The sequence below is a fragment of the Streptomyces sp. NPDC002265 genome (genome assembly GCF_040296125.1).
In the GTDB taxonomy this organism is placed as follows: Bacteria; Actinomycetota; Actinomycetes; order Streptomycetales; family Streptomycetaceae; genus Streptomyces.
On the sequence record NZ_JBEOWS010000018.1, the window covers coordinates 15,020 to 36,818 of the forward strand.

At 69.9% G+C, this 21,799-nt stretch carries 15 protein-coding genes; 6 read left to right on the forward strand and 9 right to left on the reverse strand.

The features are described from left to right. The first annotated feature begins 19 nt into the window (after positions 1–19). Complete coding sequence (locus ABT085_RS05460; RefSeq protein ID WP_351602447.1) at positions 20–3,919, forward strand: DNA-directed RNA polymerase subunit beta'; 3,900 nt, start codon at positions 20–22, stop codon at positions 3,917–3,919. 87 nt (positions 3,920–4,006) lie between these two features. Here ABT085_RS05460 and ABT085_RS05465 read toward each other — a convergent pair whose 3' ends face one another. From ABT085_RS05465 to ABT085_RS05490, 6 genes are all read right to left on the reverse strand, one after another. Beyond that, complete coding sequence (locus ABT085_RS05465; RefSeq protein ID WP_351602449.1) at positions 4,007–5,416, reverse strand: M48 family metalloprotease; 1,410 nt, start codon at positions 5,414–5,416, stop codon at positions 4,007–4,009. A gap of 87 nt (positions 5,417–5,503) precedes the next feature. Continuing rightward, positions 5,504–6,067, reverse strand: a complete 564-nt coding sequence (locus tag ABT085_RS05470) for a Pycsar system effector family protein (protein WP_351602451.1) — start codon at positions 6,065–6,067, stop codon at positions 5,504–5,506. After that, positions 6,064–8,019 carry a hypothetical protein gene (locus ABT085_RS05475; RefSeq protein ID WP_351602453.1) on the reverse strand — a complete coding sequence of 652 codons (1,956 nt, stop codon included), beginning with the start codon at positions 8,017–8,019 and terminating at the stop codon, positions 6,064–6,066. The genes ABT085_RS05470 and ABT085_RS05475 overlap by 4 nt, the downstream gene beginning before the upstream one ends. Before the next feature lie 55 nt (positions 8,020–8,074). After that, positions 8,075–10,300 carry a hypothetical protein gene (locus ABT085_RS05480; RefSeq protein ID WP_351602455.1) on the reverse strand — a complete coding sequence of 742 codons (2,226 nt, stop codon included), beginning with the start codon at positions 10,298–10,300 and terminating at the stop codon, positions 8,075–8,077. Then, positions 10,297–11,295, reverse strand: a complete 999-nt coding sequence (locus tag ABT085_RS05485) for a hypothetical protein (protein WP_351602457.1) — start codon at positions 11,293–11,295, stop codon at positions 10,297–10,299. The genes ABT085_RS05480 and ABT085_RS05485 overlap by 4 nt, the downstream gene beginning before the upstream one ends. A gap of 830 nt (positions 11,296–12,125) precedes the next feature. Then, positions 12,126–12,875, reverse strand: a complete 750-nt coding sequence (locus ABT085_RS05490; RefSeq protein ID WP_351602496.1) for a Crp/Fnr family transcriptional regulator — start codon at positions 12,873–12,875, stop codon at positions 12,126–12,128. Between the two features lie 506 nt (positions 12,876–13,381). Between ABT085_RS05490 and rpsL the strand changes: the two genes are divergently transcribed. The 5 genes from rpsL (at position 13,382) to gdhA (ending at position 19,445) form a co-directional block, all read left to right on the forward strand. Then, positions 13,382–13,753: a 30S ribosomal protein S12 gene (gene rpsL, locus ABT085_RS05495; RefSeq protein WP_003948652.1), complete on the forward strand. Its 372-nt coding sequence runs from the start codon at positions 13,382–13,384 to the stop codon at positions 13,751–13,753. A gap of 2 nt (positions 13,754–13,755) precedes the next feature. After that, positions 13,756–14,226, forward strand: coding sequence for a 30S ribosomal protein S7 (gene rpsG / locus ABT085_RS05500; protein ID WP_003992340.1), 471 nt, complete (start codon positions 13,756–13,758; stop codon positions 14,224–14,226). A gap of 39 nt (positions 14,227–14,265) precedes the next feature. Next, positions 14,266–16,392: an elongation factor G gene (gene fusA / locus ABT085_RS05505; protein ID WP_351602459.1), complete on the forward strand. Its 2,127-nt coding sequence runs from the start codon at positions 14,266–14,268 to the stop codon at positions 16,390–16,392. Positions 16,393–16,546: 154 nt separating this feature from the next. After that, on the forward strand, positions 16,547–17,740 hold the full coding sequence (gene tuf, locus ABT085_RS05510) for an elongation factor Tu (RefSeq protein ID WP_162468597.1): 1,194 nt from the start codon (positions 16,547–16,549) through the stop codon (positions 17,738–17,740). 349 nt (positions 17,741–18,089) lie between these two features. Then, on the forward strand, positions 18,090–19,445 hold the full coding sequence (gdhA, locus tag ABT085_RS05515; protein ID WP_502982643.1) for an NADP-specific glutamate dehydrogenase: 1,356 nt from the start codon (positions 18,090–18,092) through the stop codon (positions 19,443–19,445). A gap of 67 nt (positions 19,446–19,512) precedes the next feature. On the opposite strand, the gene ABT085_RS05520 is transcribed toward gdhA, so the two are convergent. From ABT085_RS05520 to ABT085_RS05530, 3 genes are all read right to left on the reverse strand, one after another. Further along, positions 19,513–20,109 (reverse strand): Uma2 family endonuclease, encoded by a 597-nt coding sequence (locus ABT085_RS05520; RefSeq protein WP_351602463.1) that lies wholly within the window; start codon positions 20,107–20,109, stop codon positions 19,513–19,515. Between the two features lie 49 nt (positions 20,110–20,158). Then, positions 20,159–21,028 carry a helix-turn-helix domain-containing protein gene (locus tag ABT085_RS05525; protein WP_351602465.1) on the reverse strand — a complete coding sequence of 290 codons (870 nt, stop codon included), beginning with the start codon at positions 21,026–21,028 and terminating at the stop codon, positions 20,159–20,161. A 142-nt stretch (positions 21,029–21,170) separates the two neighbouring features. Then, positions 21,171–21,719 carry an ATP-binding protein gene (locus ABT085_RS05530; RefSeq protein ID WP_351602467.1) on the reverse strand — a complete coding sequence of 183 codons (549 nt, stop codon included), beginning with the start codon at positions 21,717–21,719 and terminating at the stop codon, positions 21,171–21,173. Between the last annotated feature and the right edge of the window lie 80 nt (positions 21,720–21,799).

Sequence of the window (21,799 nt, forward strand, 5' to 3'; positions counted from 1 at the left end):
TGAGAGGGATTGACGCATAGTGCTCGACGTCAACTTCTTCGACGAGCTCCGGATCGGTCTGGCCACCGCTGACGACATCCGTCAGTGGAGCCACGGCGAGGTCAAGAAGCCCGAGACCATCAACTACCGCACCCTGAAGCCCGAAAAGGACGGACTCTTCTGCGAGAAGATCTTCGGTCCGACCCGGGACTGGGAGTGCTACTGCGGCAAGTACAAGCGCGTCCGCTTCAAGGGCATCATCTGTGAGCGCTGCGGCGTCGAGGTCACTCGCGCCAAGGTGCGCCGTGAGCGGATGGGCCACATCGAGCTGGCCGCTCCCGTCACCCACATCTGGTACTTCAAGGGCGTCCCGTCGCGTCTGGGCTACCTGCTGGACCTGGCGCCGAAGGACCTCGAGAAGGTCATCTACTTCGCCGCGTACATGATCACGTTCGTGGACGAGGAGCGCCGCACCCGCGACCTGCCCTCGCTGGAGGCCCACGTCTCCGTCGAGCGTCAGCAGATCGAGAACCGCCGCGACGCCGACCTCGAGGCCCGCGCCAAGAAGCTCGAGACCGACCTGGCCGAGCTCGAGGCCGAGGGTGCCAAGGCCGACGTGCGCCGCAAGGTGCGCGAGGGCGCCGAGCGTGAGATGAAGCAGCTGCGCGACCGTTCGCAGCGCGAGATCGACCGTCTCGACGAGGTGTGGACCCGGTTCAAGAACCTCAAGGTCCAGGACCTCGAGGGCGACGAGCTGCTCTACCGCGAGCTGCGCGACCGCTTCGGCACGTACTTCGACGGTTCGATGGGTGCCGCGGCGCTGCAGAAGCGCCTGGAGTCCTTCGACCTCGACGAGGAGGCCGAGAAGCTCCGCGAGATCATCCGCACCGGCAAGGGCCAGAAGAAGACCCGTGCGCTCAAGCGCCTGAAGGTCGTCTCCGCGTTCCTGCAGACCAGCAACAGCCCCAAGGGCATGGTGCTGGACTGCGTGCCGGTCATCCCGCCGGACCTTCGCCCGATGGTGCAGCTGGACGGTGGCCGCTTCGCGACCTCCGACCTCAACGACCTGTACCGCCGTGTGATCAACCGCAACAACCGCCTGAAGCGGCTTCTCGACCTCGGCGCGCCCGAGATCATCGTGAACAACGAGAAGCGCATGCTCCAGGAGGCCGTCGACGCGCTGTTCGACAACGGCCGTCGTGGTCGCCCGGTCACGGGCCCCGGCAACCGTCCGCTGAAGTCCCTCAGCGACATGCTGAAGGGCAAGCAGGGTCGATTCCGTCAGAACCTGCTCGGCAAGCGTGTGGACTACTCCGCGCGTTCCGTGATCGTCGTCGGTCCGCAGCTGAAGCTGCACCAGTGCGGTCTGCCCAAGGCCATGGCGCTGGAGCTCTTCAAGCCGTTCGTGATGAAGCGCCTGGTCGACCTGAACCACGCGCAGAACATCAAGAGCGCCAAGCGGATGGTCGAGCGCGGCCGCACGGTCGTGTACGACGTCCTCGAAGAGGTCATCGCCGAGCACCCGGTTCTGCTGAACCGTGCGCCCACCCTGCACCGCCTCGGCATCCAGGCCTTCGAGCCGCAGCTGGTCGAGGGCAAGGCCATCCAGATCCACCCGCTCGTCTGCACCGCGTTCAACGCGGACTTCGACGGTGACCAGATGGCCGTGCACCTGCCGCTGTCCGCGGAGGCGCAGGCCGAGGCCCGCATCCTGATGCTGTCCTCGAACAACATCCTCAAGCCCGCCGACGGCCGTCCGGTGACGATGCCGACCCAGGACATGGTCCTCGGTCTGTTCTTCCTGACGACCGACGGTGAGCTGCGCGACACCAAGGGCGAGGGCCGCGCGTTCGGCTCCACGGCCGAGGCGATCATGGCGTTCGACGCCGGTGAGCTCGCGCTGCAGTCGGCGATCGACATCCGCTTCCCGGTGGGCACCATCCCGCCGCGCGGCTGGACCCCGCCGGCGCAGGAGGAGGGCGAGCCGGAGTGGCAGCAGGGTGACACCTTCCGCCTGCGGACGACCCTGGGCCGTGCGCTCTTCAACGAGCTGCTGCCCGAGGACTACCCGTTCGTCGACTACTCGGTGGGCAAGAAGCAGCTCGGCGAGATCGTCAACGACCTGGCGGAGCGCTACCCCAAGGTCATCGTGGCGGCGACGCTCGACAACCTGAAGTCGGCCGGCTTCTACTGGGGCACCCGCTCCGGTGTCACCGTGGCCATCTCCGACGTCGTCGTCCCCGAGGCCAAGAAGGCCATCGTCGCGGGCTACGAGGCGCAGGACGAGAAGGTCCAGAAGCAGTACGAGCGCGGTCTGATCACCAAGGAAGAGCGCACGCAGGAGCTCATCGCGATCTGGACCAAGGCGACCAACGAGGTCGCCGAGGCGATGAACGCGAACTTCCCCAAGACGAACCCCATCTTCATGATGGTTGACTCGGGTGCCCGAGGAAACATGATGCAGATGCGGCAGATCGCCGGTATGCGTGGTCTGGTGTCGAACGCGAAGAACGAGACCATCCCGCGTCCGATCAAGGCGTCCTTCCGTGAGGGCCTGTCCGTGCTGGAGTACTTCATCTCCACGCACGGTGCCCGTAAGGGTCTGGCGGACACCGCCCTGCGTACCGCCGACTCGGGTTACCTGACCCGTCGTCTGGTGGACGTCTCGCAGGACGTCATCATCCGCGAGGAGGACTGCGGCACCGAGCGCGGCCTCAAGCTGGCCATCGCCGAGCGCGGCGCCGACGGCGTCCTGCGCAAGGCGGACAACGCCGAGACCAGCGTGTACGCGCGCTGCCTCGCCGAGGACATCGTCGTCGACGGCAAGGTGCTCGCCCCGGCGGGCGTCGACCTCGGTGACGTCCTCATCGACCAGCTGGTCGGCGCGGGCGTCGAGGAGGTCAAGACCCGCTCGGTCCTGACCTGCGAGTCCGCCGTCGGCACCTGCGCGATGTGCTACGGCCGCTCGCTGGCCACCGGCAAGCTGGTCGACATCGGTGAGGCGGTCGGCATCATCGCCGCCCAGTCCATCGGTGAGCCCGGTACCCAGCTGACGATGCGTACCTTCCACACCGGTGGTGTGGCCGGTGACGACATCACCCAGGGTCTGCCGCGTGTCGTCGAGCTCTTCGAGGCCCGTACCCCGAAGGGTGTCGCCCCGATCTCCGAGGCCTCCGGCCGCGTGCGGATCGAGGAGACCGAGAAGACCAAGAAGATCGTCATCACGCCGGACGACGGCAGCGACGAGACGGCGTTCCCGATCTCGAAGCGCGCCCGACTCCTGGTCAGCGAGGGCGAGCACGTCGAGGTGGGCCAGAAGCTCACCGTGGGTGCCACCAACCCGCACGACGTGCTGCGCATCCTGGGCCAGCGTGCCGTCCAGGTCCACCTGGTCGGCGAGGTCCAGAAGGTCTACAACTCGCAGGGTGTGTCGATCCACGACAAGCACATCGAGATCATCATCCGGCAGATGCTGCGCCGTGTGACGATCATCGAGTCGGGCGACGCCGAGCTGCTGCCCGGCGAGCTGGTCGAGCGCTCGAAGTTCGAGACCGAGAACCGTCGTGTGGTCCAGGAGGGTGGTCACCCGGCTTCGGGTCGTCCGCAGCTCATGGGTATCACCAAGGCCTCGCTGGCGACGGAGTCCTGGCTGTCGGCCGCCTCCTTCCAGGAGACGACCCGAGTTCTGACGGACGCGGCGATCAACGCCAAGTCCGACAGCCTCATCGGCCTCAAGGAGAACGTCATCATCGGTAAGCTCATCCCGGCCGGTACGGGTCTGTCCCGCTACCGCAACATCCGGGTCGAGCCGACCGAGGAGGCCAAGGCCGCGATGTACTCGGCCGTCGGCTACGACGACATCGACTACTCGCCGTTCGGCACCGGCTCCGGCCAGGCCGTTCCGCTGGAGGACTACGACTACGGTCCGTACAACCAGTAGGGCGCAGGTCGTCTGAAGCACTGAAGGGCGGTCACCCCACGGGGTGGCCGCCCTTCGGCGTTTCCGCACCGGGGTCCGGTGCGGCTCTCAGCGCGGCTGCTGCGGCTGGAGGTACGGCTGGAGGTGGTGCAGCCGGGTGTGGTAGTCCGGGTGGGATGAGAGCAGTTTGCTCAGCGCGCTCTCCTCGACGGGGACACCGCCGTTCTGGGCGGTGGCCTGGGCCTCGGCCTGCTGCTCCTGCTGGTGCAGCTTGCCCAGTACGGCGGCCAGCATCGGGGCGAAGCCGAGCGCGGCGGCGTGCTCGTCGGCGCGCAGCTCGGCGCGGCGGCCGACGGCGGCGAGTGCGTACGGCACGCCCAGGATCAGCAGCGGCAGCCCGTAGAGCGTGCTGATCGTGGCCATCGCGATACCGCCGATGAACAGCACCACGAAGGCGACGCCGAAGCAGCCGAAGGCCTTCGACACCCGGAAGACGAAGGTGGAGAACGCCTTCAGGAAGCGCCAGGCGAGCCGGCCCGGCAGCGCGTACCAGTAGCCGAGCAGGCCGGACCAGGCGTGGCCGCCGACGTGGTGGCCCAGCTCGTGGGCCATGACGGCGGCGAGTTCGCCGTTGGGGAGCTCGTTCATGGCGAAGCGGGTGACGCCGACGATGTGGCCGGCCGCGGCGACCGCGTTGAGGCCGTCGCTGTCCTCGACCCACAGCTCGTAGTTGCGCCCCTCGACACCGGCGCGGGCCGTGACCTCCCGCCAGACGGGTTCGATTTTGGCTCGTTCTTGTGGAGTGGGGTAGCGCAGATGAAGCAGACGGCGTGCGAGGGCGCTCTCCGTCGGGCGGTGGAACACGAGTGCGCCACTGGCGATCCAGAGCAGGATCACCACGAACGCCAGATCGCCGAAGATCGCGGAGACCAGACCGACGACACACAGGCTGCACAGGAAGTTCGGCAGGTAGAGCAGCAGGTTGCCGACCGCGGTGGCGTCGGTGCGGCGCTGTTGGGCGGAGATCATCACCCGGCGGGCGTCGGTGTTGATGTGGTGCGGATGGGCGGGGTCGGCGGCGGCCGCTGCCGCGCCGGGAGCCGAGGGAGGGGCCTGGGTAGGGGCCTGGGTGTACTGGGGCGGTATCGGGGCGGAGGTCCCCGGGTAGGCGGGTGCCGCCTGCGGGTACGTGGGCGGCTGCGACAGGCCCGGATAGGCGGGCGGCTGCTGGCCCGGGTACGCGGGCGGCTGTTGCTGCTGCGGGTACGAGGGCCCCGGCTGCGGATACGCCGGAGGCTGCTGCTGCGGATACGAGGGCTGTTGCTGCTGGGGGTACGCCGGCGGCTGCTGTTGCTGCGGATACGCGGGCGGCTGCGACAGGCCCGGATACGCGGGCGGCTGCTGGCCCGGGTGGGCGGGCGGCTGTTGCTGCTGCGGGTTCTGCGGGGGTACCGACGGTCGGGCTGTCTGCGTGGGGTACTCCGGGGGCTCCGGGGACTCCGGTGATGGCTGGGTCATCGTGCTTCCTTGTACTTCCGTGTGCTTCCTGCGGAGACTCAGAGGCCCGACGGCCTCGGAGACGGGGACGGCTGCTGTGCGGCCGGATCAGCCGATCAGCAGCGAGGAGGGCAGCAGGGCCGTACCGGCGCAGAAGGCGACCAGACCGGTGCGGATCCACTGGTGTTTGCGGGCGGCGATATGGCTCAGGCTGGCGAGAGTGCTGGTCAGCCCGGTCGTGGGGTCGCGTCGGGTGTCGTCGAGCGCGGTCTCCAAGCGGCCGAGCCGGACGGCTTCCTGGATGTCGCCGAAGTAGGACAGCGGGCGGCCCGGCGTCCAGGTCCCGGCGCGGTAGCGGGGCAGCACCGCCAGCATCAGGGCCAGCAGGGAGAGCCCCAGGGCTCCGGTCCCGGCCCACCACAGCACCGTGCCCGGGGTGGAGAGCGCGGCCGGGGACCACTTCCGTCCGGCGAGTAGCCCGCTGGAGACACCCGCGGTCATACCGAGGGCGCCGACCAGCACGGACGCCTTGCCGTCCGCGCGGGCCACCTCGGCGCGCAGCTCCGTGAGCAGCCGCTCGCAGAGGGGGACGAGGTCGCCACCGTCCGGGTCGCCGTCCGTGCGGACGACCGGCGCCGGGGCGGGAGCGGGTGCGGGGTCGAGCGTGGTCATCCGCCGCTGCCCTCCACCCGGTCGGCAGGGTTCTTGTCCCCCGGCTCGCTGTCGTTGCCGTCCTGGTGGGCGGCCGCCGGGACCTCCGGCACCGTCTGGGCCGGCAGCGTCGGGGTCCTGCCGTAGCCGGGCGGGGGCTGCCAGGCAGGAGCCTCCGGCGGCCCGGCGGGTGCCGTGGGGCCGGGGGCCGGGGCGCCGGGGTACGGGTCCGGTGCGCCGGCCGCTGCCGCGGGGGCGTACCCCGGGGGCGGCGGCGAGGCGGGCGGCAGGGCGTCCGGCCCGCCCGTCGCAGGCGGGAACGGGGGACGCTGCGCGCCGCCGGGCGGCGCGGCGGGCGCGGGCGGCGCGGCCGGCATGGCCGGAGCGGCGGGCGTGGCCGGAGCACCGGCCGGAGCCGCAGGCCCGCCGGGAACTCCCTGCGACGGCGAAACGGGCGCCCCGGGAACTCCGTACGAAGGAGAGCCGGGCGCCCCGGGAACGGCATGCGGGGGAGTACCGGGCGTCCCGGGAACGACGTATGGCGGAGTGCCGGGCGTCCCGGGGGCACCGTACGAAGGAGAGCCGGGTGCTCCCGGGGCGCCGTAGGGACCGGAACCGTAGGGACCGGAACCGTAAGGGCCGGGACCAGGCGTTCCGGGGACTCCGTAGGGCCCTGGAGCGGGGGCTGCCGGTGCTCCCGGCGCTCCCGGTGTTCCCGGGGCGCCGTACGGGCCCGTCGGCGCCGCGTACCCGCCGGGGTGCTGAGCGCTCGGCCACCCGGGGCCGCCGTCACCCGGCAGGCCGGGTACTCCCGCCGCGCCCGGATCCGGCGCGCCGCCCTGCGGGATCGCCGACCCCGGATACACGGGAGCACCCCCCGGCAGCTGCGGCGGATTCTGCGGTACGCCCGGCAGACGCTGGGTGAGGATGTCGTTGACCGTGCGCAGGGCCAGCTGCTTCGGGCCCTCCAGCTCCCAGTTCTCCGCGCCGTCGCCGCCGAGCAGCTGCTTCACCAGTTCCATCTGGGACTGGATCATGCGGAGCTGGTCCTCCCGCATGCTGTTCATGACGGTGGCCGAGTCCTCCGGGTGCTGGGCCAGGTGCAGCGCCCAGGCGTGGACACCGCCCTGCTGGAGGTGCCACGCGTAGAACCTGGCCTTCTCCGCCTCCAGTTGCTGGAGCTGCATCTGCTGCTCACCCGCGAGCAGCGCCTGCGCGTGCTGCATGCGCTGCTGCTGGAGGATCAGTTCCTGCTGATGGGCGCCGTACTGCATGGCCCGCTCGATCTGGAGCGCGTCGCTCTGGCGGCCCCGGCGGTCGACCTCGACGTCGATGTCCATGCCCCGCTGCGCCGCCAGGATCTGCTCGCTGGCGGACTGGTCGATGGCCCGCATGCGCCGCTGGTGTTCGATGTCGTCCTCGTCGCGCCGCAGCCGCAGGGTCCAGGTGACCTGGAGTCCGGCCGGGGCTCCGAGCGGGCCCAGCAGGTTCATCCGCTCCAGCAGTTCCGCCTCGGCGGCCGCGCTCTCGGCGATGGGGAACCGGCGCGTCACCGGGCGGGCCGCCTGCTGGAGTTCGCTCAGCACCAGACCGGGTACGTCCCGGTGGCCGCTGGCCACGAACCGGGCCGGGTCGATGACCTGCCAGGAGATGTCGACCGCGGCGGTGAACTCGAACGCGTCGTTGTCGCTGGGCAGTTCGAGGTTGCAGGTGTGCGGGTGCACGCCCATGTCCACCTCGTACACGGCCGTGTAGTGGTTCGCGAGGACCTCGGCGCGGGTCGGCCGCCGCGGCGGCAGATAGGGCTCGTAGCCGCCCTTGGCGGTCGAGAAGACCAGGGCGTGGTCGATACGGACGTACGACTTGAGGTTGAAGTCGAAGCGCGACAGCTGCCGCACGGTGAGGACCGGGTCGACGATCTCGGTGTGCCGGTCGGCCTGCTGCTGCCAATCGGGCTGGCGGAAGGTGGGCATGGGGCGTGTCTCCTCGGACGTACCACCCGGCGGGCGCGGGGCGTTCTGACGTGGGTCAGCGGGTCGGAAGCGTGGTGAGCAGGCGGGCCGCCACCGGGGGCGGGGGGTTGCCGTCCTCGCCGGGCATGGTGCGCAGCAGATGGCTCAGCCGCTGGTGTTCGGCGGGCGTGGTGACGAGCGTCGGGAGCAGGGCGGCCAGCGCCCATTCGGTGGCCGTGGCGCGGTCGGCGATCAGGACCCAGTCGCGCAGGACGTCGAGCGCGTGCCGGGTGGCGCGCGGGTCGGCCAGCGCGGCGCGCCAGAGGTGGGGGATGCCGCGGGCCGCGGTGTTGCCCTCGGGCACCGCGCGGGCGTACCAGGCCAGGACCAGCGGAGTGCCGTACCGTTCGTCGTCCTCCGTACGGCGGCAGGCGTTGACGAAGCCGGCGAGTGCGAGGTCGTGCACGGCGCGGTCGCGGTCGAGGTGCTCGCGCAGCTCCGCGAGCACCTGGTCGCTGGCGGGGGAGAGCAGCAACAGCTCGACGGCTTCGGCGAGTTCGCCGGCCATCGCCTCGTCGAGGTCGTCGGGGCCGTCGTCGTAGAGCCGCCGTACCGCGCCGCGCAGGGCGGCCATGGCCTCCGCGGGGCGCTCCGGGCCGATCAGTCCGTACGAGCGCACGGCCACCCAGCGCAGCCGGGCGTCGTCGCCCTCGCACCAGGCGTCGAGGATGCGCGGGATGTTGGGCGTGCCGATGAGGTGGGCGAAGGTCAGCGAGTTGACCGCGACCAGCCGTTGGCGGAACCGCTGCGAGGTCGCCCACGGCTCGATGACCAGCGCCATCGCCGAGGGCAGGTCGGTACGGGCCAGGATCGCGACGGTGGAGGCGGCGCGGGTGCGCACCAGCGGGCGGCCGTCGTCGGCGAGCTGGCGCAGCCATTTGATGAGGGCGGGCCGGGCCGACGGGTGGCCGGTCCACAGCTCGCGCAGCAGCACCAGCGAGGCCCGTTCGTCACGGAACCTGGCCTTCTGCTGGAGGACCAGCCCCCATTCGGTGTGCTCGTCGTCCTCGAACCGCTCCGCGCGGGCCAGCCGCAGACGTTTGCCGATATGGGTGCCGAAGACGGGGACCTCGGGGACCCGGGCGGGGTTCTCGGTCTCCTGGAGGAACCGGTACAGCAGATCGCTCAGTTCGGCGGTGAGGGCGTACGGGCCGCCGTCGAAGGCGGCCAGCGCGACCAGGAACGCCTTGTCGCGCAGATGGATCGCGCTCTCGTCCTCCTCGAACCACTCCTGGACCTGGTGCTCCAGGGAGAGCAGCGAGAACTGGGCGACATCGTCCTCGGTGACCCGCCCGGCCACGTGGCCGGCCAGCAACTGGGCGAAGGCGGCCACCTCGCGCAGCTGGTGGCCGCGCTCCAGGAACTCCGTCACGGCCGGCAGGTCGAGGAGCTTGGCGGTGGCCTGCGGGTCGGGCCCTGCGTCCAGGTGCGCGCGGAGCACATCGGCCGCGACGGGCGGCCGCCACTCCACGGCGGGCACGTCCTCCAGGACGGCGGTGGGGCCGACGGTGACGACCAGATAGGCGTTCCGCTCGGCGAGCCGGTCCTTCGCGGCGAGCAGGTGCGGTTCGCGCAGCGGGCGGTCGCGGCGGGTGGCGAGGTCGCACAGGACATAGCCCTGGGCCTGGTCCTCGGCGGCGAACTGCTCGGCGAGGGAGCCCGGTCCGGTGTCGCTCACCAGGGCGCGGACGGGGGCGGCGGCGAGCCGGCGCAGCAGCATCAGGGCGGCCGTGCGGCGGCCGGTGAAGCGGGCGCCGGACAGGACGAGCACCCGGTCGCGGCGCAGGCGTTCGAGGAGGTCGGCCATGACCTCCTCGTCGGCGGCGAAGGTGGCGGCCAGGCGGTCGAGCATGGCCTGCGGGATCTCGCCGGAGGCGGAGGCGGGCGCGGAGTACCCGGCTATCGCGTAGTGGATCTCCGTCTTGGTGCCCATGATGACGTCGCCGGTGACCCGGCCGCCGCTGACGCCGTGCTGGTTCCCACCGACCAGGCTGCCGCCGAACGACGGCGAGCCGCCGTTGAAGTTCATGGTCCGGGGGCTGTGGTCGATCAGGTCGCGCCGGGCCGACCAGGCGTTCTGCGGCTGTTCGCGCTCCTCGGCGGCGGGCGCGGCGGTTGCCGGGGCGGCCGGCTGGGCCTCGTCGGCGGCCGGCTCGGCGGGCTTCGGTTCCGGAGCGGCGGCAGCGCCGCCGGCGGGGGCCGCCGTGGGTCTGGGGCTGTCCGGTTCGGGCCGGCCGTTCATGCGTCTTCTCCCCGCTCGTGACCGAGTTCGTGACCGCGCTCGTGGGTGCCGAGGTGTACGTCGCCGGTGACCTGGCCGCCGCTGACGCCGTGCTGGTCACCAGCGACCAGGCTGCCGCCGAAGGAGGGCGAGCCGCCGTTGAAGTTGAAGACGGCGCCCGGCGCCGGGGCTCCCCGTGTTCCGTCCGGCGCCGGGCGCTCCTTGCGGGTGCCCTGCGCGGGGACCCGTTCCTCGGGGGTGCCCTGGGAGGGGACCCGATCCTGTGGGGTGGCCTGGGCGGGGACGCGCTCCTCGGTCGGGCTCTGTGGAGGGACGCGCTCCTCGGGCGGGTCCTGTGCGGTGACGTGCGGCGCCGGGCGGTCCCCCGATCCGCCCGGCGCCTCCCCCGCCCCCGTACCACCGTGGTCCTGGCCGGTCGCCCCCGCGGGCACCGGTCCGTGCAGCCACGCCTTCAGCGGGCCGTTCTTGCTCGCCACCGTCACCGGATGGAAGTCGGCGGCCGGGATGCCGGGGTGGTCATGGCGTACGACACCGGAGTGCAGGGCGTCCGAGACGCACAGGGCGAAGTCGCCGGTGCGCTCGCTCAGCGCGGCCCGCAGTACGTCCGCGTCCAGCAGCCGGCAGGCGTGGTTGAGGTCGCTGCCGACCCAGCCGGCGTGCCGGTCGACGGCGACCCAGCCGGTGGCGAGGACACCGCGCAGCCGGATCTGCGCGGAGCTGGACGCCATGCGGTTGACCGTCCGCAGCTGTGCCGGGACCTCCGTGAGCAGGGCCCGCAGCAGTCGCGTGACCGGGGCGCCCGCGTCGATCAGCTCCATCACCGAGTCCCCGCGGTCGGCCCGCAGCCGACGGGTCTCGTCGATGCCCGCGCTCTCCAGCGTGCGGTCGGCGATGTCGTAGAGCATGCGCCGCAGATAGGCCTGCTCCACGTCGTCCCGATGGCTGAACCTCTCGATGTCCAGCAGCAGGATCGTGCGGTTCACAGGGTCGGTCATGGTCGCCTCTCGGGGGGTGTGCCGTGCAGAGCAGCAGCGTGGTGGCGACGGGGCTCGGGCGGTGAGGGCGGATGACCCATTCGGAGTGTGACCGTGTGCACAGAAGGACGTCCGAGGCAGATGGGGCACCACCGGCCGGACACGTCCGCCTGCCCACCGGCCTGCCCGCCTGTGTGGTGCCCCGGGTCTGCCCGCGCGGCGCCCGGGTGTGCCTGCGCGGCAGCCCTGGCTCACTTGCGCGGCGCCCCGGGTCCGCCTGCGCGGCGCCCCAGATCCGCTCGCTCGGCGCCCCGGGTCTGCCTGCGCGGCAGCCCTGGCTCGGCTGCGCGTCGGCCTGCCCGCCTGCGCGGCAACCGGGTCCGCCTCCGCGGTCGCCAGGGTCTTGCCTGCGGCGCCCGGGTCTGCTGCGTGGCAGCCCTGGCTGGGCTCGCCTGCCCGTCGGCGGCCTGCCCGCCTGCGCGGCAACCGGGTCCGCCTTGCCCGGGTCTGCCTGCGCGGCAGCCCTGGCTCGGCTGCGCGGCAACCGGGTCCGCCTCCGCGGTCGCCAGGGTCTTGCCTGCGCGGCGCCCGGGTGTGCCTGCGTGGCAGCCCTGGCTCGCCCGCGGGGCAACCCGGGTCCGCCTGCGCGGTCGTCCGGAGGTGTGCCTGCGCGGACTGCTGCATGTGCCGATGCGCGACCGCGCAGGCGCCGTGCCGACGATGCGTCCCCGCCCGCGCTCAGGCTCGTCTGTTCGGCCGCCTCGGGCGCGCCTGCTCGGCGGACTCGGGCTCGCCCGTTCAGCCGCCTCGGGCGCGCCCGGCCAGGCCGCCGCTAGGGGGGCGAGCCCCGTTCATTCCTCCGAAGGCCCCGGTGGTGTCGGGATGCCCGCCGCCGGGCCCGTCGCCGCGATGCGCCGCAGGATGTCCGGCCGCATGATCAGCATGGTGCGGCGGCCCGTGGCCACGGCCCCCTTGTCCCGCAGCTCCCGCAGCAGGCGCTGCACCATCTCCCGGGACGCCCCCACCGAGCCGGCCAGCTCCTGCTTGCTGAGCGGCACGGCCAGTTCGACGCCCTCGGGGGTGCGGCGGCCGTGGGTGCGGGCCAGGTCCAGCAGCAGGACGGCGAAGCGTTCCCGCACGCTCATCGAGGCGAACTCCAGCCGGCGCCGGTCCGCCGCGCGGGTGCGGTCCGCGGTGAGGCCGAGGAGGGCGAAGGAGACGGCGGGGGAGCGGCCGAGGAAGTCCTTGAAGCGGTCGCGTTCGACCGCCACCGCCCGTACGGGCTCCAGCGCGGTGACCGTCGCCGATCGTGAGCGCCCGGTCAGCGCGGCCGACTCGCCGACGATGTCGCCGGGGCCGCGCAGTGCCAGCAGGGCCTCGTAGCCGTTGGCGGCCGAGGCGGTGACCTTGGTCCAGCCGTGGACCAGGAAGAGGACGTGCGAGGAGGGCTCGTGCTGGCGGACCAGGACCATGCGGGGCGTGAAGTCCAGCGAGCGGCCCAGGGCCAGCAGCCCCGAGCGGTCCTCGCTCTCCAGCCGGGCCAGGAACGGCACCCGGTCGTCCAGCCCGCCGTCGTCCGGCGAATACGCAGGTGTCCACATTGTCATGCTCAGCCCCCGATTTCCCGCAACGACGGATCAACGTACTGAAAGCGCAAGATCGCGGAGCGTGAAAGGGCGCGAATCAGCCATTTCCGGATGGGGCTTCCGGCCGCTCCGGTCGCGGCGGACTGCGCCGGTCCGTATCGTGGGTCGGTGCGGCGGTCGGCGCGGGTCTGTCGCGCGCGGACGGTTTCATGCCGGGAACCGCTGATTCGAAGATCGTGGACGGGGTCGCGGCTTCGGCTTGAATCGTGTGGGCCCACCGGTCCTGCCCATTTGTTTTGACCACAGCGAATGAGGTAGGTACGCTCAGACCTTGTGCCTGGGGTGTGCCCTGGCCCTCGTGCGTGCCTTGAAACCGTACGCGGGGCCTGTCAACGGACACCGCGATCTGCGCCCTTTTCGCCTCGCGGCGAAGATCTGCCGGATTCGACACACCCGACCGCGTGGGTCGGCGAATGTTCCAGGTTAGCTTCACCATTCGGCACACAGAAACCGGAGAAGTAGTGCCTACGATCCAGCAGCTGGTCCGTAAGGGCCGGCAGGACAAGGTCGAGAAGAACAAGACGCCCGCACTCGAGGGTTCGCCCCAGCGTCGTGGCGTCTGCACGCGTGTGTTCACGACCACCCCGAAGAAGCCGAACTCGGCCCTGCGTAAGGTCGCGCGTGTGCGTCTGACCAGCGGCATCGAGGTCACCGCTTACATTCCGGGTGAGGGACACAACCTGCAGGAGCACTCCATCGTGCTCGTGCGCGGCGGCCGTGTGAAGGACCTGCCTGGTGTTCGCTACAAGATCATCCGCGGCTCCCTCGACACCCAGGGTGTCAAGAACCGCAAGCAGGCCCGCAGCCGCTACGGCGCCAAGAAGGAGAAGTAAGAATGCCTCGTAAGGGCCCCGCCCCGAAGCGCCCGGTCATCATCGACCCGGTCTACGGTTCTCCTCTTGTCACGTCGCTGATCAACAAGGTGCTGCTGAACGGCAAGCGCTCCACCGCCGAGCGCATCGTCTACGGCGCCATGGAGGGTCTGCGTGAGAAGACGGGCAACGACCCGATCATCACGCTGAAGCGCGCGCTTGAGAACATCAAGCCGACCCTCGAGGTCAAGTCCCGCCGTGTCGGTGGTGCGACCTACCAGGTCCCGATCGAGGTCAAGCCCGGTCGCGCCAACACCCTCGCGCTGCGCTGGCTCGTCGGTTACTCGCGCGCCCGTCGCGAGAAGACCATGACCGAGCGCCTCCTCAACGAGCTTCTCGACGCCTCGAACGGCCTCGGTGCGGCCGTGAAGAAGCGCGAGGACACCCACAAGATGGCCGAGTCCAACAAGGCCTTCGCGCACTACCGCTGGTAGTCGCAGACCCCATCGAGACCGAGAGAAGACTGAAGCCTTATGGCTACCACTTCACTTGACCTGGCCAAGGTCCGCAACATCGGGATCATGGCCCACATCGACGCGGGCAAGACGACCACCACCGAGCGGATCCTCTTCTACACCGGCGTCAGCTACAAGATCGGTGAGGTCCACGACGGCGCTGCCACCATGGACTGGATGGAGCAGGAGCAGGAGCGTGGCATCACGATCACCTCTGCTGCCACCACCTGTCACTGGCCGCTCGAGGGCGTCGACCACACGATCAACATCATCGACACCCCCGGGCACGTCGACTTCACGGTCGAGGTGGAGCGTTCGCTCCGCGTCCTCGACGGTGCCGTCACGGTGTTCGACGGTGTCGCGGGTGTCGAGCCGCAGTCCGAGACGGTGTGGCGTCAGGCCGACCGTTACGGCGTGCCGCGCATCTGCTTCGTGAACAAGCTGGACCGCACCGGCGCCGAGTTCCACCGCTGTGTCGACATGATCGAGAGCCGGCTCGGTGCCGTTCCGATCGTCATGCAGCTGCCGATCGGTGCCGAGATGGACTTCAAGGGCGTTGTGGACCTGGTCCGCATGAAGGCGCTCGTGTGGTCCGCCGAGGCGGCGAAGGGCGAGATGTACGACGTCGTCGACATCCCGGCCACGCACGTCGAGGCTGCCGAGGAGTACCGCGGCAAGCTGGTCGAGACCGTCGCCGAGCACGACGACGAGATCATGGAGCTGTTCCTGGAGGGCCAGGAGCCCACCGAGGAGCAGCTGTACGCCGCGATCCGTCGCGTCACCATCGCGTCCGGCAAGTCCGACGACGTCACGGTCACCCCGGTGTTCTGTGGCACCGCGTTCAAGAACAAGGGCGTCCAGCCCCTGCTCGACGCGGTCGTGCGCTACCTCCCCACCCCGCTTGACGTCGAGGCCATCGAGGGCCACGCCGTCAACAACCCGGAGGAGGTCGTCAAGCGCAAGCCGTCCGACGACGAGCCGCTGTCCGCGCTGGCGTTCAAGATCATGAGCGACCCGCACCTGGGCAAGCTCACCTTCGTCCGGATCTACTCCGGTCGCCTGGAGTCCGGCACCGCGGTGCTGAACTCGGTCAAGGGCAAGAAGGAGCGCATCGGCAAGATCTACCGCATGCACGCGAACAAGCGTGAGGAGATCGAGTCGGTGGGCGCCGGCGACATCGTCGCCGTCATGGGCCTGAAGCAGACCACCACCGGTGAGACGCTGAGCGACGACAAGAACCCGGTCATCCTGGAGTCCATGGACTTCCCGGCGCCGGTCATCCAGGTCGCCATCGAGCCCAAGTCCAAGGGTGACCAGGAGAAGCTGGGTGTCGCCATCCAGCGTCTCGCGGAGGAGGACCCCTCCTTCCAGGTTCACTCGGACGAGGAGACCGGCCAGACCATCATCGGTGGTATGGGCGAGCTGCACCTCGAGGTGCTGGTCGACCGTATGCGCCGTGAGTTCAAGGTCGAGGCCAACGTCGGCAAGCCGCAGGTCGCGTACCGCGAGACGATCCGCAAGGCCGTCGAGCGACTGGACTACACCCACAAGAAGCAGACCGGTGGTACCGGTCAGTTCGCCAAGGTGCAGATCGCGATCGAGCCCATCGAGGGCGGCGACGCCTCGTACGAGTTCGTGAACAAGGTGACCGGTGGTCGCATCCCGAAGGAGTACATCCCTTCGGTCGACGCCGGTGCGCAGGAGGCCATGCAGTTCGGCATCCTGGCCGGCTACGAGATGACTGGCGTCCGCGTCATCCTCATCGACGGTGGCTACCACGAGGTCGACTCCTCCGAGCTCGCCTTCAAGATCGCCGGTTCGCAGGCCTTCAAGGAGGCCGCGCGCAAGGCGTCCCCCGTGCTCCTTGAGCCGATGATGGCCGTCGAGGTCACCACGCCCGAGGACTACATGGGTGAGGTCATCGGCGACATCAACTCCCGCCGTGGCCAGATCCAGGCCATGGAGGAGCGGGCCGGTGCCCGTGTCGTGAAGGGCCTCGTGCCCCTGTCGGAGATGTTCGGCTACGTCGGCGACCTCCGTAGCAAGACCTCGGGTCGCGCAAGCTACTCGATGCAGTTCGACTCCTACGCCGAGGTTCCGCGGAACGTCGCCGAGGAGATCATCGCGAAGGCCAAGGGCGAGTAACGCACTCCGTTCACACGCTTTAGGCTTGACTCCTGAGCCTCACGGGTCATTCCTCCGCATTCGCGGAGGGATGCCCCGGGGCCCGGGCTTACCAGCAAAGATCACCTGGCGCCGATGAGTAAGGCGTACAGAACCACTCCGTAGGAGGATCCCAGTGGCGAAGGCGAAGTTCGAGCGGACTAAGCCGCACGTCAACATCGGCACCATCGGTCACATCGACCACGGTAAGACGACCCTCACGGCCGCCATTACCAAGGTGCTGCACGACAAGTACCCGGACCTGAACGAGGCCTCGGCCTTCGACCAGATCGACAAGGCTCCCGAAGAGCGCCAGCGCGGTATCACCATCTCCATCGCGCACGTCGAGTACCAGACTGAGGCGCGTCACTACGCCCACGTCGACTGCCCGGGTCACGCGGACTACATCAAGAACATGATCACCGGTGCTGCCCAGATGGACGGCGCCATCCTCGTGGTCGCCGCCACCGACGGCCCGATGCCGCAGACCAAGGAGCACGTGCTCCTGGCCCGCCAGGTCGGCGTTCCGTACATCGTCGTCGCCCTGAACAAGGCCGACATGGTGGACGACGAGGAGATCCTGGAGCTCGTCGAGCTCGAGGTCCGTGAGCTCCTCTCCGAGTACGAGTTCCCGGGCGACGAGCTTCCCGTCGTCAAGGTCTCGGCGCTCAAGGCCCTCGAGGGCGACGCCGAGTGGGGCCAGACCGTTCTGGACCTCATGGACGCCGTCGACGCCTCCATCCCGGAGCCCGAGCGTGACGTCGACAAGCCGTTCCTCATGCCCATCGAGGACGTCTTCACGATCACCGGTCGCGGTACGGTCGTCACCGGCCGTATCGAGCGTGGTGTCCTGAAGGTCAACGAGACCGTCGACATCATCGGCATCAAGACCGAGAAGACCACCACCACGGTCACCGGTATCGAGATGTTCCGCAAGCTGCTCGACGAGGGCCAGGCCGGTGAGAACGTCGGTCTGCTCCTCCGTGGCATCAAGCGCGAGGACGTCGAGCGCGGCCAGGTCATCATCAAGCCGGGCTCGGTCACCCCGCACACCGAGTTCGAGGCGCAGGCCTACATCCTGTCCAAGGACGAGGGTGGCCGCCACACGCCGTTCTTCAACAACTACCGTCCGCAGTTCTACTTCCGTACGACGGACGTGACGGGCGTTGTGACCCTCCCCGAGGGCACCGAGATGGTCATGCCGGGTGACAACACCGAGATGTCGGTGCAGCTCATCCAGCCCATCGCCATGGAAGAGGGCCTGAAGTTCGCCATCCGTGAGGGTGGCCGGACGGTCGGCGCCGGCCAGGTCATCAAGATCACGAAGTGATTTTGTGCCTGACCCGGTAGCTACAGCCTGAGCTGAGCTCCAGAAGGGGCCCGTACGACTTCGGTCGTACGGGCCCCTTCGCATGCCCGGTCCGTCCCGCGAGGCGGTCGCATTCGTATACGAATATCGAACGTCGTTGCCGTGTCGCGGCAGTCTCCGCAGGTACGACGAATCTTGATACGTGTCGAAAGAATCACGTAACGCATCCGTAATTCAGGGAGAAGACTGTAGGGCGGGTCTCCCGCTCCCGGGCGGGGGCCGACTGCTCTGCGCCCCATGCCGCCGGAACCGACCGGTCGTTCCGACCCCGGTCCGGATGTTCCGGCGGCCCTGTCTGAAGGGACCCCAGGTGACCCGTCCTGACTCGAAGAGCCGTATCGCGTCCTTGCTCGCCGACATCGAGCACCGCAATCCGGCGCAGCCCGAGTTCCACCAGGCCGCACACGAGGTGCTCGAGACCCTGGCCCCGGTCCTCTCGCAGCGCCCGGAGTACGCGGACGCGGCTCTCGTCGAGCGCCTGGTGGAGCCCGAGCGGCAGATCATCTTCCGTGTTCCGTGGACGGACGACCACGGCAAGGTCCACGTCAACCGGGGCTACCGGGTGGAGTTCAACAGCGCGCTCGGCCCGTACAAGGGCGGTCTGCGCTTCCACCCGTCGGTGAACCTGGGCATCGTGAAGTTCCTCGGCTTCGAGCAGATCTTCAAGAACGCCCTGACCGGTCTCGGCATCGGCGGCGGCAAGGGCGGCAGCGACTTCGACCCGCACGGGAGGTCGAACGCCGAGGTCATGCGGTTCTGCCAGTCGTTCATGACGGAGCTGTACCGGCACATCGGTGAGCACACGGACGTGCCGGCGGGCGACATCGGCGTGGGCGGCCGCGAGATCGGCTACATGTTCGGCCAGTACCGGCGCATCACCAACCGCTGGGAGGCCGGTGTCCTCACCGGCAAGGGCACGCACTGGGGCGGTTCGCTGATCCGGCCCGAGGCGACCGGCTACGGCAGCGTCCTGTTCGCCGCCGCCATGCTGCGTGAGCGCGGCGAGGACCTGGAGGGCCGCACCGCGGTCGTCTCCGGATCCGGCAATGTCGCGATCTACACCATCGAGAAGCTCACCGCTCTCGGCGCCAACCCGGTGACCTGCTCCGACTCGACCGGTTACGTCGTCGACGACAAGGGCATCGACGTCGAACTGCTCAAGCAGGTCAAGGAGGTCGAGCGCGGCCGGGTCTCCGACTACGTGGCCCGGCGCGGCGCGTCTGCGCGGTTCGTCGCGAACGGCAGTGTCTGGGACGTGCCCGGTGATGTCGCGCTGCCCTCGGCCACCCAGAACGAGCTGGACGCGGCTGCGGCGGCCACTCTGATCGGCAACGGCGTCAAGGCCGTCTCCGAGGGCGCCAACATGCCCACCACCCCCGAGGCCGTGCACCTTTTCCAGCAGGCGGGCGTCGCCTTCGGCCCGGGCAAGGCGGCCAACGCCGGCGGTGTCGCGGTCAGCGCGCTGGAGATGAGCCAGAACCACGCCCGTACCTCGTGGTCGCGGGAGCGGGTCGAGGACGAGCTGACCGGCATCATGAACAACATCCACGATGTCTGCCACGAGACCGCCGAGCGCTACGGCGTTCCCGGCGACTACGTCAGCGGCGCGAACATCGCCGGCTTCGAGCGCGTCGCCGACGCGATGCTGGAGCAGGGTGTGATCTGACCGGGCTGTCATTCGGGACGGGGTCCGTACGGTGTCGTCCGTACGGGCCCCTTCGCCGTGTCCGGGTTCAGACGTCCGGGTAGAGCGGCAGGTTCGCCGTGGAGATCGTCCAGTCGGCGATCGTCACGTCCTCGCCGTAGACGAAGTCCTTGCGGGTCGCGTAACGGGGGCCGTCCGGGGTGGCGTGGATGTCGGTCAGGACGGCACCGGTGCCGGTGCGCGGGTCGAAGACCGCGTAGACGGGGATGCCCATGAGCGGGTAGTCGCGCATCTTGCCGACCCAGTCGTTGTCCGGGTTGGAGCGGGAGACGACCTCGATGGCGGCGATGAGCGTACGTGGATCGAAGCTCCCCGGGACCGCCATGTCGGTCAGCGCGATCACCATCACGTCGGGGCGTCGCATGATGCCCTCGGGTTCGTCCTCGACATCGGGCTCACCCGTGTGGGCCACGTTGTCGTCCGGCATCACCCTTTCGAGACGTTTCCGCAGGTGCAGGGTGGTCAGCTCGTGGGGGCCGACGGGCGCCATCATGTCGTGGACGATTCCTTCTTTGGTGACCTCGAACTTGCCGGGCAGGGTGTCGTCCATGGACTGAACGAAGTCGCGCATGGCCCGGTACCGGTGGGTGCTTCCCTGCTGCGCGTCGTCCGGGGCGATGGTCATGGCGCTCGCTCCTCGTCTGTGCCCGGGGGCAAGGATCGTCACGTTCATGCTAGGCGGCCTCCGGGGGATCGGATCGGCAGTCGCGGCACAGTCCGGGCTCGGCCATGCGGATCCCTCTGTCGCAGCCGTCGCAGTTCCGGAGCGGATGCCGGACGGCCGGTGGCGGTGAGGGGGCACGGAACGGGGGCAGGGGCGGTAGCTGGGCGGCGAGGCGGTGGGCCAACAGGGCGGCCGGGCGGTGCAGGGGTTCGTCCGGCAGAGTGCTCGTCAGGGCGTGGCGTACGGCGGTGGGTGTGAACTCGCGCTCCAGCCAGGCGACGACACCGGGGGCGAGGTGCTCGGCGTCGGTGGCGGAGAGGAGGAGCCGGGGGTCCGTGCGGCGCAGGCTTGCGAGGAGGTCGATGGCTGTCTGGATGAGGGCGGGGGAGGAGTTCGCGGGCTTCGGGACGGCAGGGAGTGCCTTGCGGGGCGGGCGTTCGGCCGGGGCCGGGCGTCGGGCGGGCGGCCTGTGCGCCGTGGCGTCTGCCGCTTCATGGCGTCCGGGCTGGTTGCAGGAGACCGTACGGGTGACGATCCGGCCGCCGGGAACGCGCTCACGGGTACGCCGGAGGTAGCCATGGGCCTCCAACTCGCGTAGAGCGGCGGCGATCCGGGTCGTGCCTTCGGGGAAGCGGGTTGCGAGGGTCTTGATGTCGACGAGGGCACCGGCCGGGAGGGACTGGATGTGCACGGCCAGTCCGATCGCCAGCAGCGACAGCTCCCGGTGCTGGGCGAGATGGTTGCCGATCACCGTGAAGCGGGTGGTGTGGCGGGCGTTGTCGTGGACGATGCCGGAGTGCGAATGCCGTCGGTCCGGGTGATTCTTGCCTGGAGCGTGGGACCGGGTGCGCGCTGGCGCGCTAAGGTTTTTGGTGTCCATCGGGAAGGTCGATTCCTCGGTGGTCAGGCCCTCGCACTGGGATGCCAGTCCCTGCGGGGGCCGCCGTATGTCTGCGGTGGTGCTGTGCCGCGCTGAGCGTAAGGCAGGCAACCCCTCTCAAATCCAGCCCAGTTGGGCATATTCACTCGCGGGAGTGAGCCCGCTCTGCGGGCGGGAGGGGTGGGGCTTGGTGCGGTTTCTTTCTCCTCGGTGGTTCTTGGAAAAGACCGCTGGCCGCACCGGAGCGCGATTCCTCAGGCTTCGGTTCCCGGAGTCTCAGTTCGGCCCAGACGATCTTGCGTGGGCGCGGCCCGGAGGCGCTGCCCCAGCGGTCGGCGAGGGCGTCGATCAGCAGCAGTCCCCGGCCCGACTCGACTTCCCTGGCGGGGTGTTGGAGCAGCGGCCGACGGTCGTCGCGGGTGTCTGTGACCTCGATGCGCAGGGTGTCGCCGACGACGTACAGCGTGAGGCGGAAGTTGCGTCCCGGTACGCGGCCGTGCGTCGCCGCGTTGTTCGCGAGCTCGGCGACGATCTGGTCGGCCGGGCTCAACGGCAGGTCCCAGGAGCGCAGTTGTTCGGTGGCTAGCAGTCTGGCCAGACGGGCACCGCGTGGCGTGGGGGACAGCAGCACGCTGAAGTTGCGGACGGGTTCGACGCGTTGGGCCTCCGGCCCGGCGGTTTCCTGATTCACGTCACTCAGCGTGTCCGACCTTGCCTACTGTGAGCTGCGATGACGCCTGTGCGTACCGGGACTGTCCGGTCGCTGTCCTG

What these genes read in the sequence shown, in the direction of transcription:
- ABT085_RS05465 (WP_351602449.1), bottom strand. Translation starts at nt 5,416, where the DNA reads ATGACCCAGCCATCACCGGAGTCCCCGGAGCCCCCGGAGTACCCCACG.
- ABT085_RS05470 (WP_351602451.1), bottom strand. Translation starts at nt 6,067, where the DNA reads ATGACCACGCTCGACCCCGCACCCGCTCCCGCCCCGGCGCCGGTCGTC.
- ABT085_RS05475 (WP_351602453.1), bottom strand. Translation starts at nt 8,019, where the DNA reads ATGCCCACCTTCCGCCAGCCCGATTGGCAGCAGCAGGCCGACCGGCAC.
- ABT085_RS05480 (WP_351602455.1), bottom strand. Translation starts at nt 10,300, where the DNA reads ATGAACGGCCGGCCCGAACCGGACAGCCCCAGACCCACGGCGGCCCCC.
- ABT085_RS05485 (WP_351602457.1), bottom strand. Translation starts at nt 11,295, where the DNA reads ATGACCGACCCTGTGAACCGCACGATCCTGCTGCTGGACATCGAGAGG.
- ABT085_RS05490 (WP_351602496.1), bottom strand. Translation starts at nt 12,875, where the DNA reads ATGTGGACACCTGCGTATTCGCCGGACGACGGCGGGCTGGACGACCGG.
- rpsG (WP_003992340.1), top strand. Translation starts at nt 13,756, where the DNA reads ATGCCTCGTAAGGGCCCCGCCCCGAAGCGCCCGGTCATCATCGACCCG.
- fusA (WP_351602459.1), top strand. Translation starts at nt 14,266, where the DNA reads ATGGCTACCACTTCACTTGACCTGGCCAAGGTCCGCAACATCGGGATC.
- ABT085_RS05520 (WP_351602463.1), bottom strand. Translation starts at nt 20,109, where the DNA reads ATGACCATCGCCCCGGACGACGCGCAGCAGGGAAGCACCCACCGGTAC.
- ABT085_RS05525 (WP_351602465.1), bottom strand. Translation starts at nt 21,028, where the DNA reads ATGGACACCAAAAACCTTAGCGCGCCAGCGCGCACCCGGTCCCACGCT.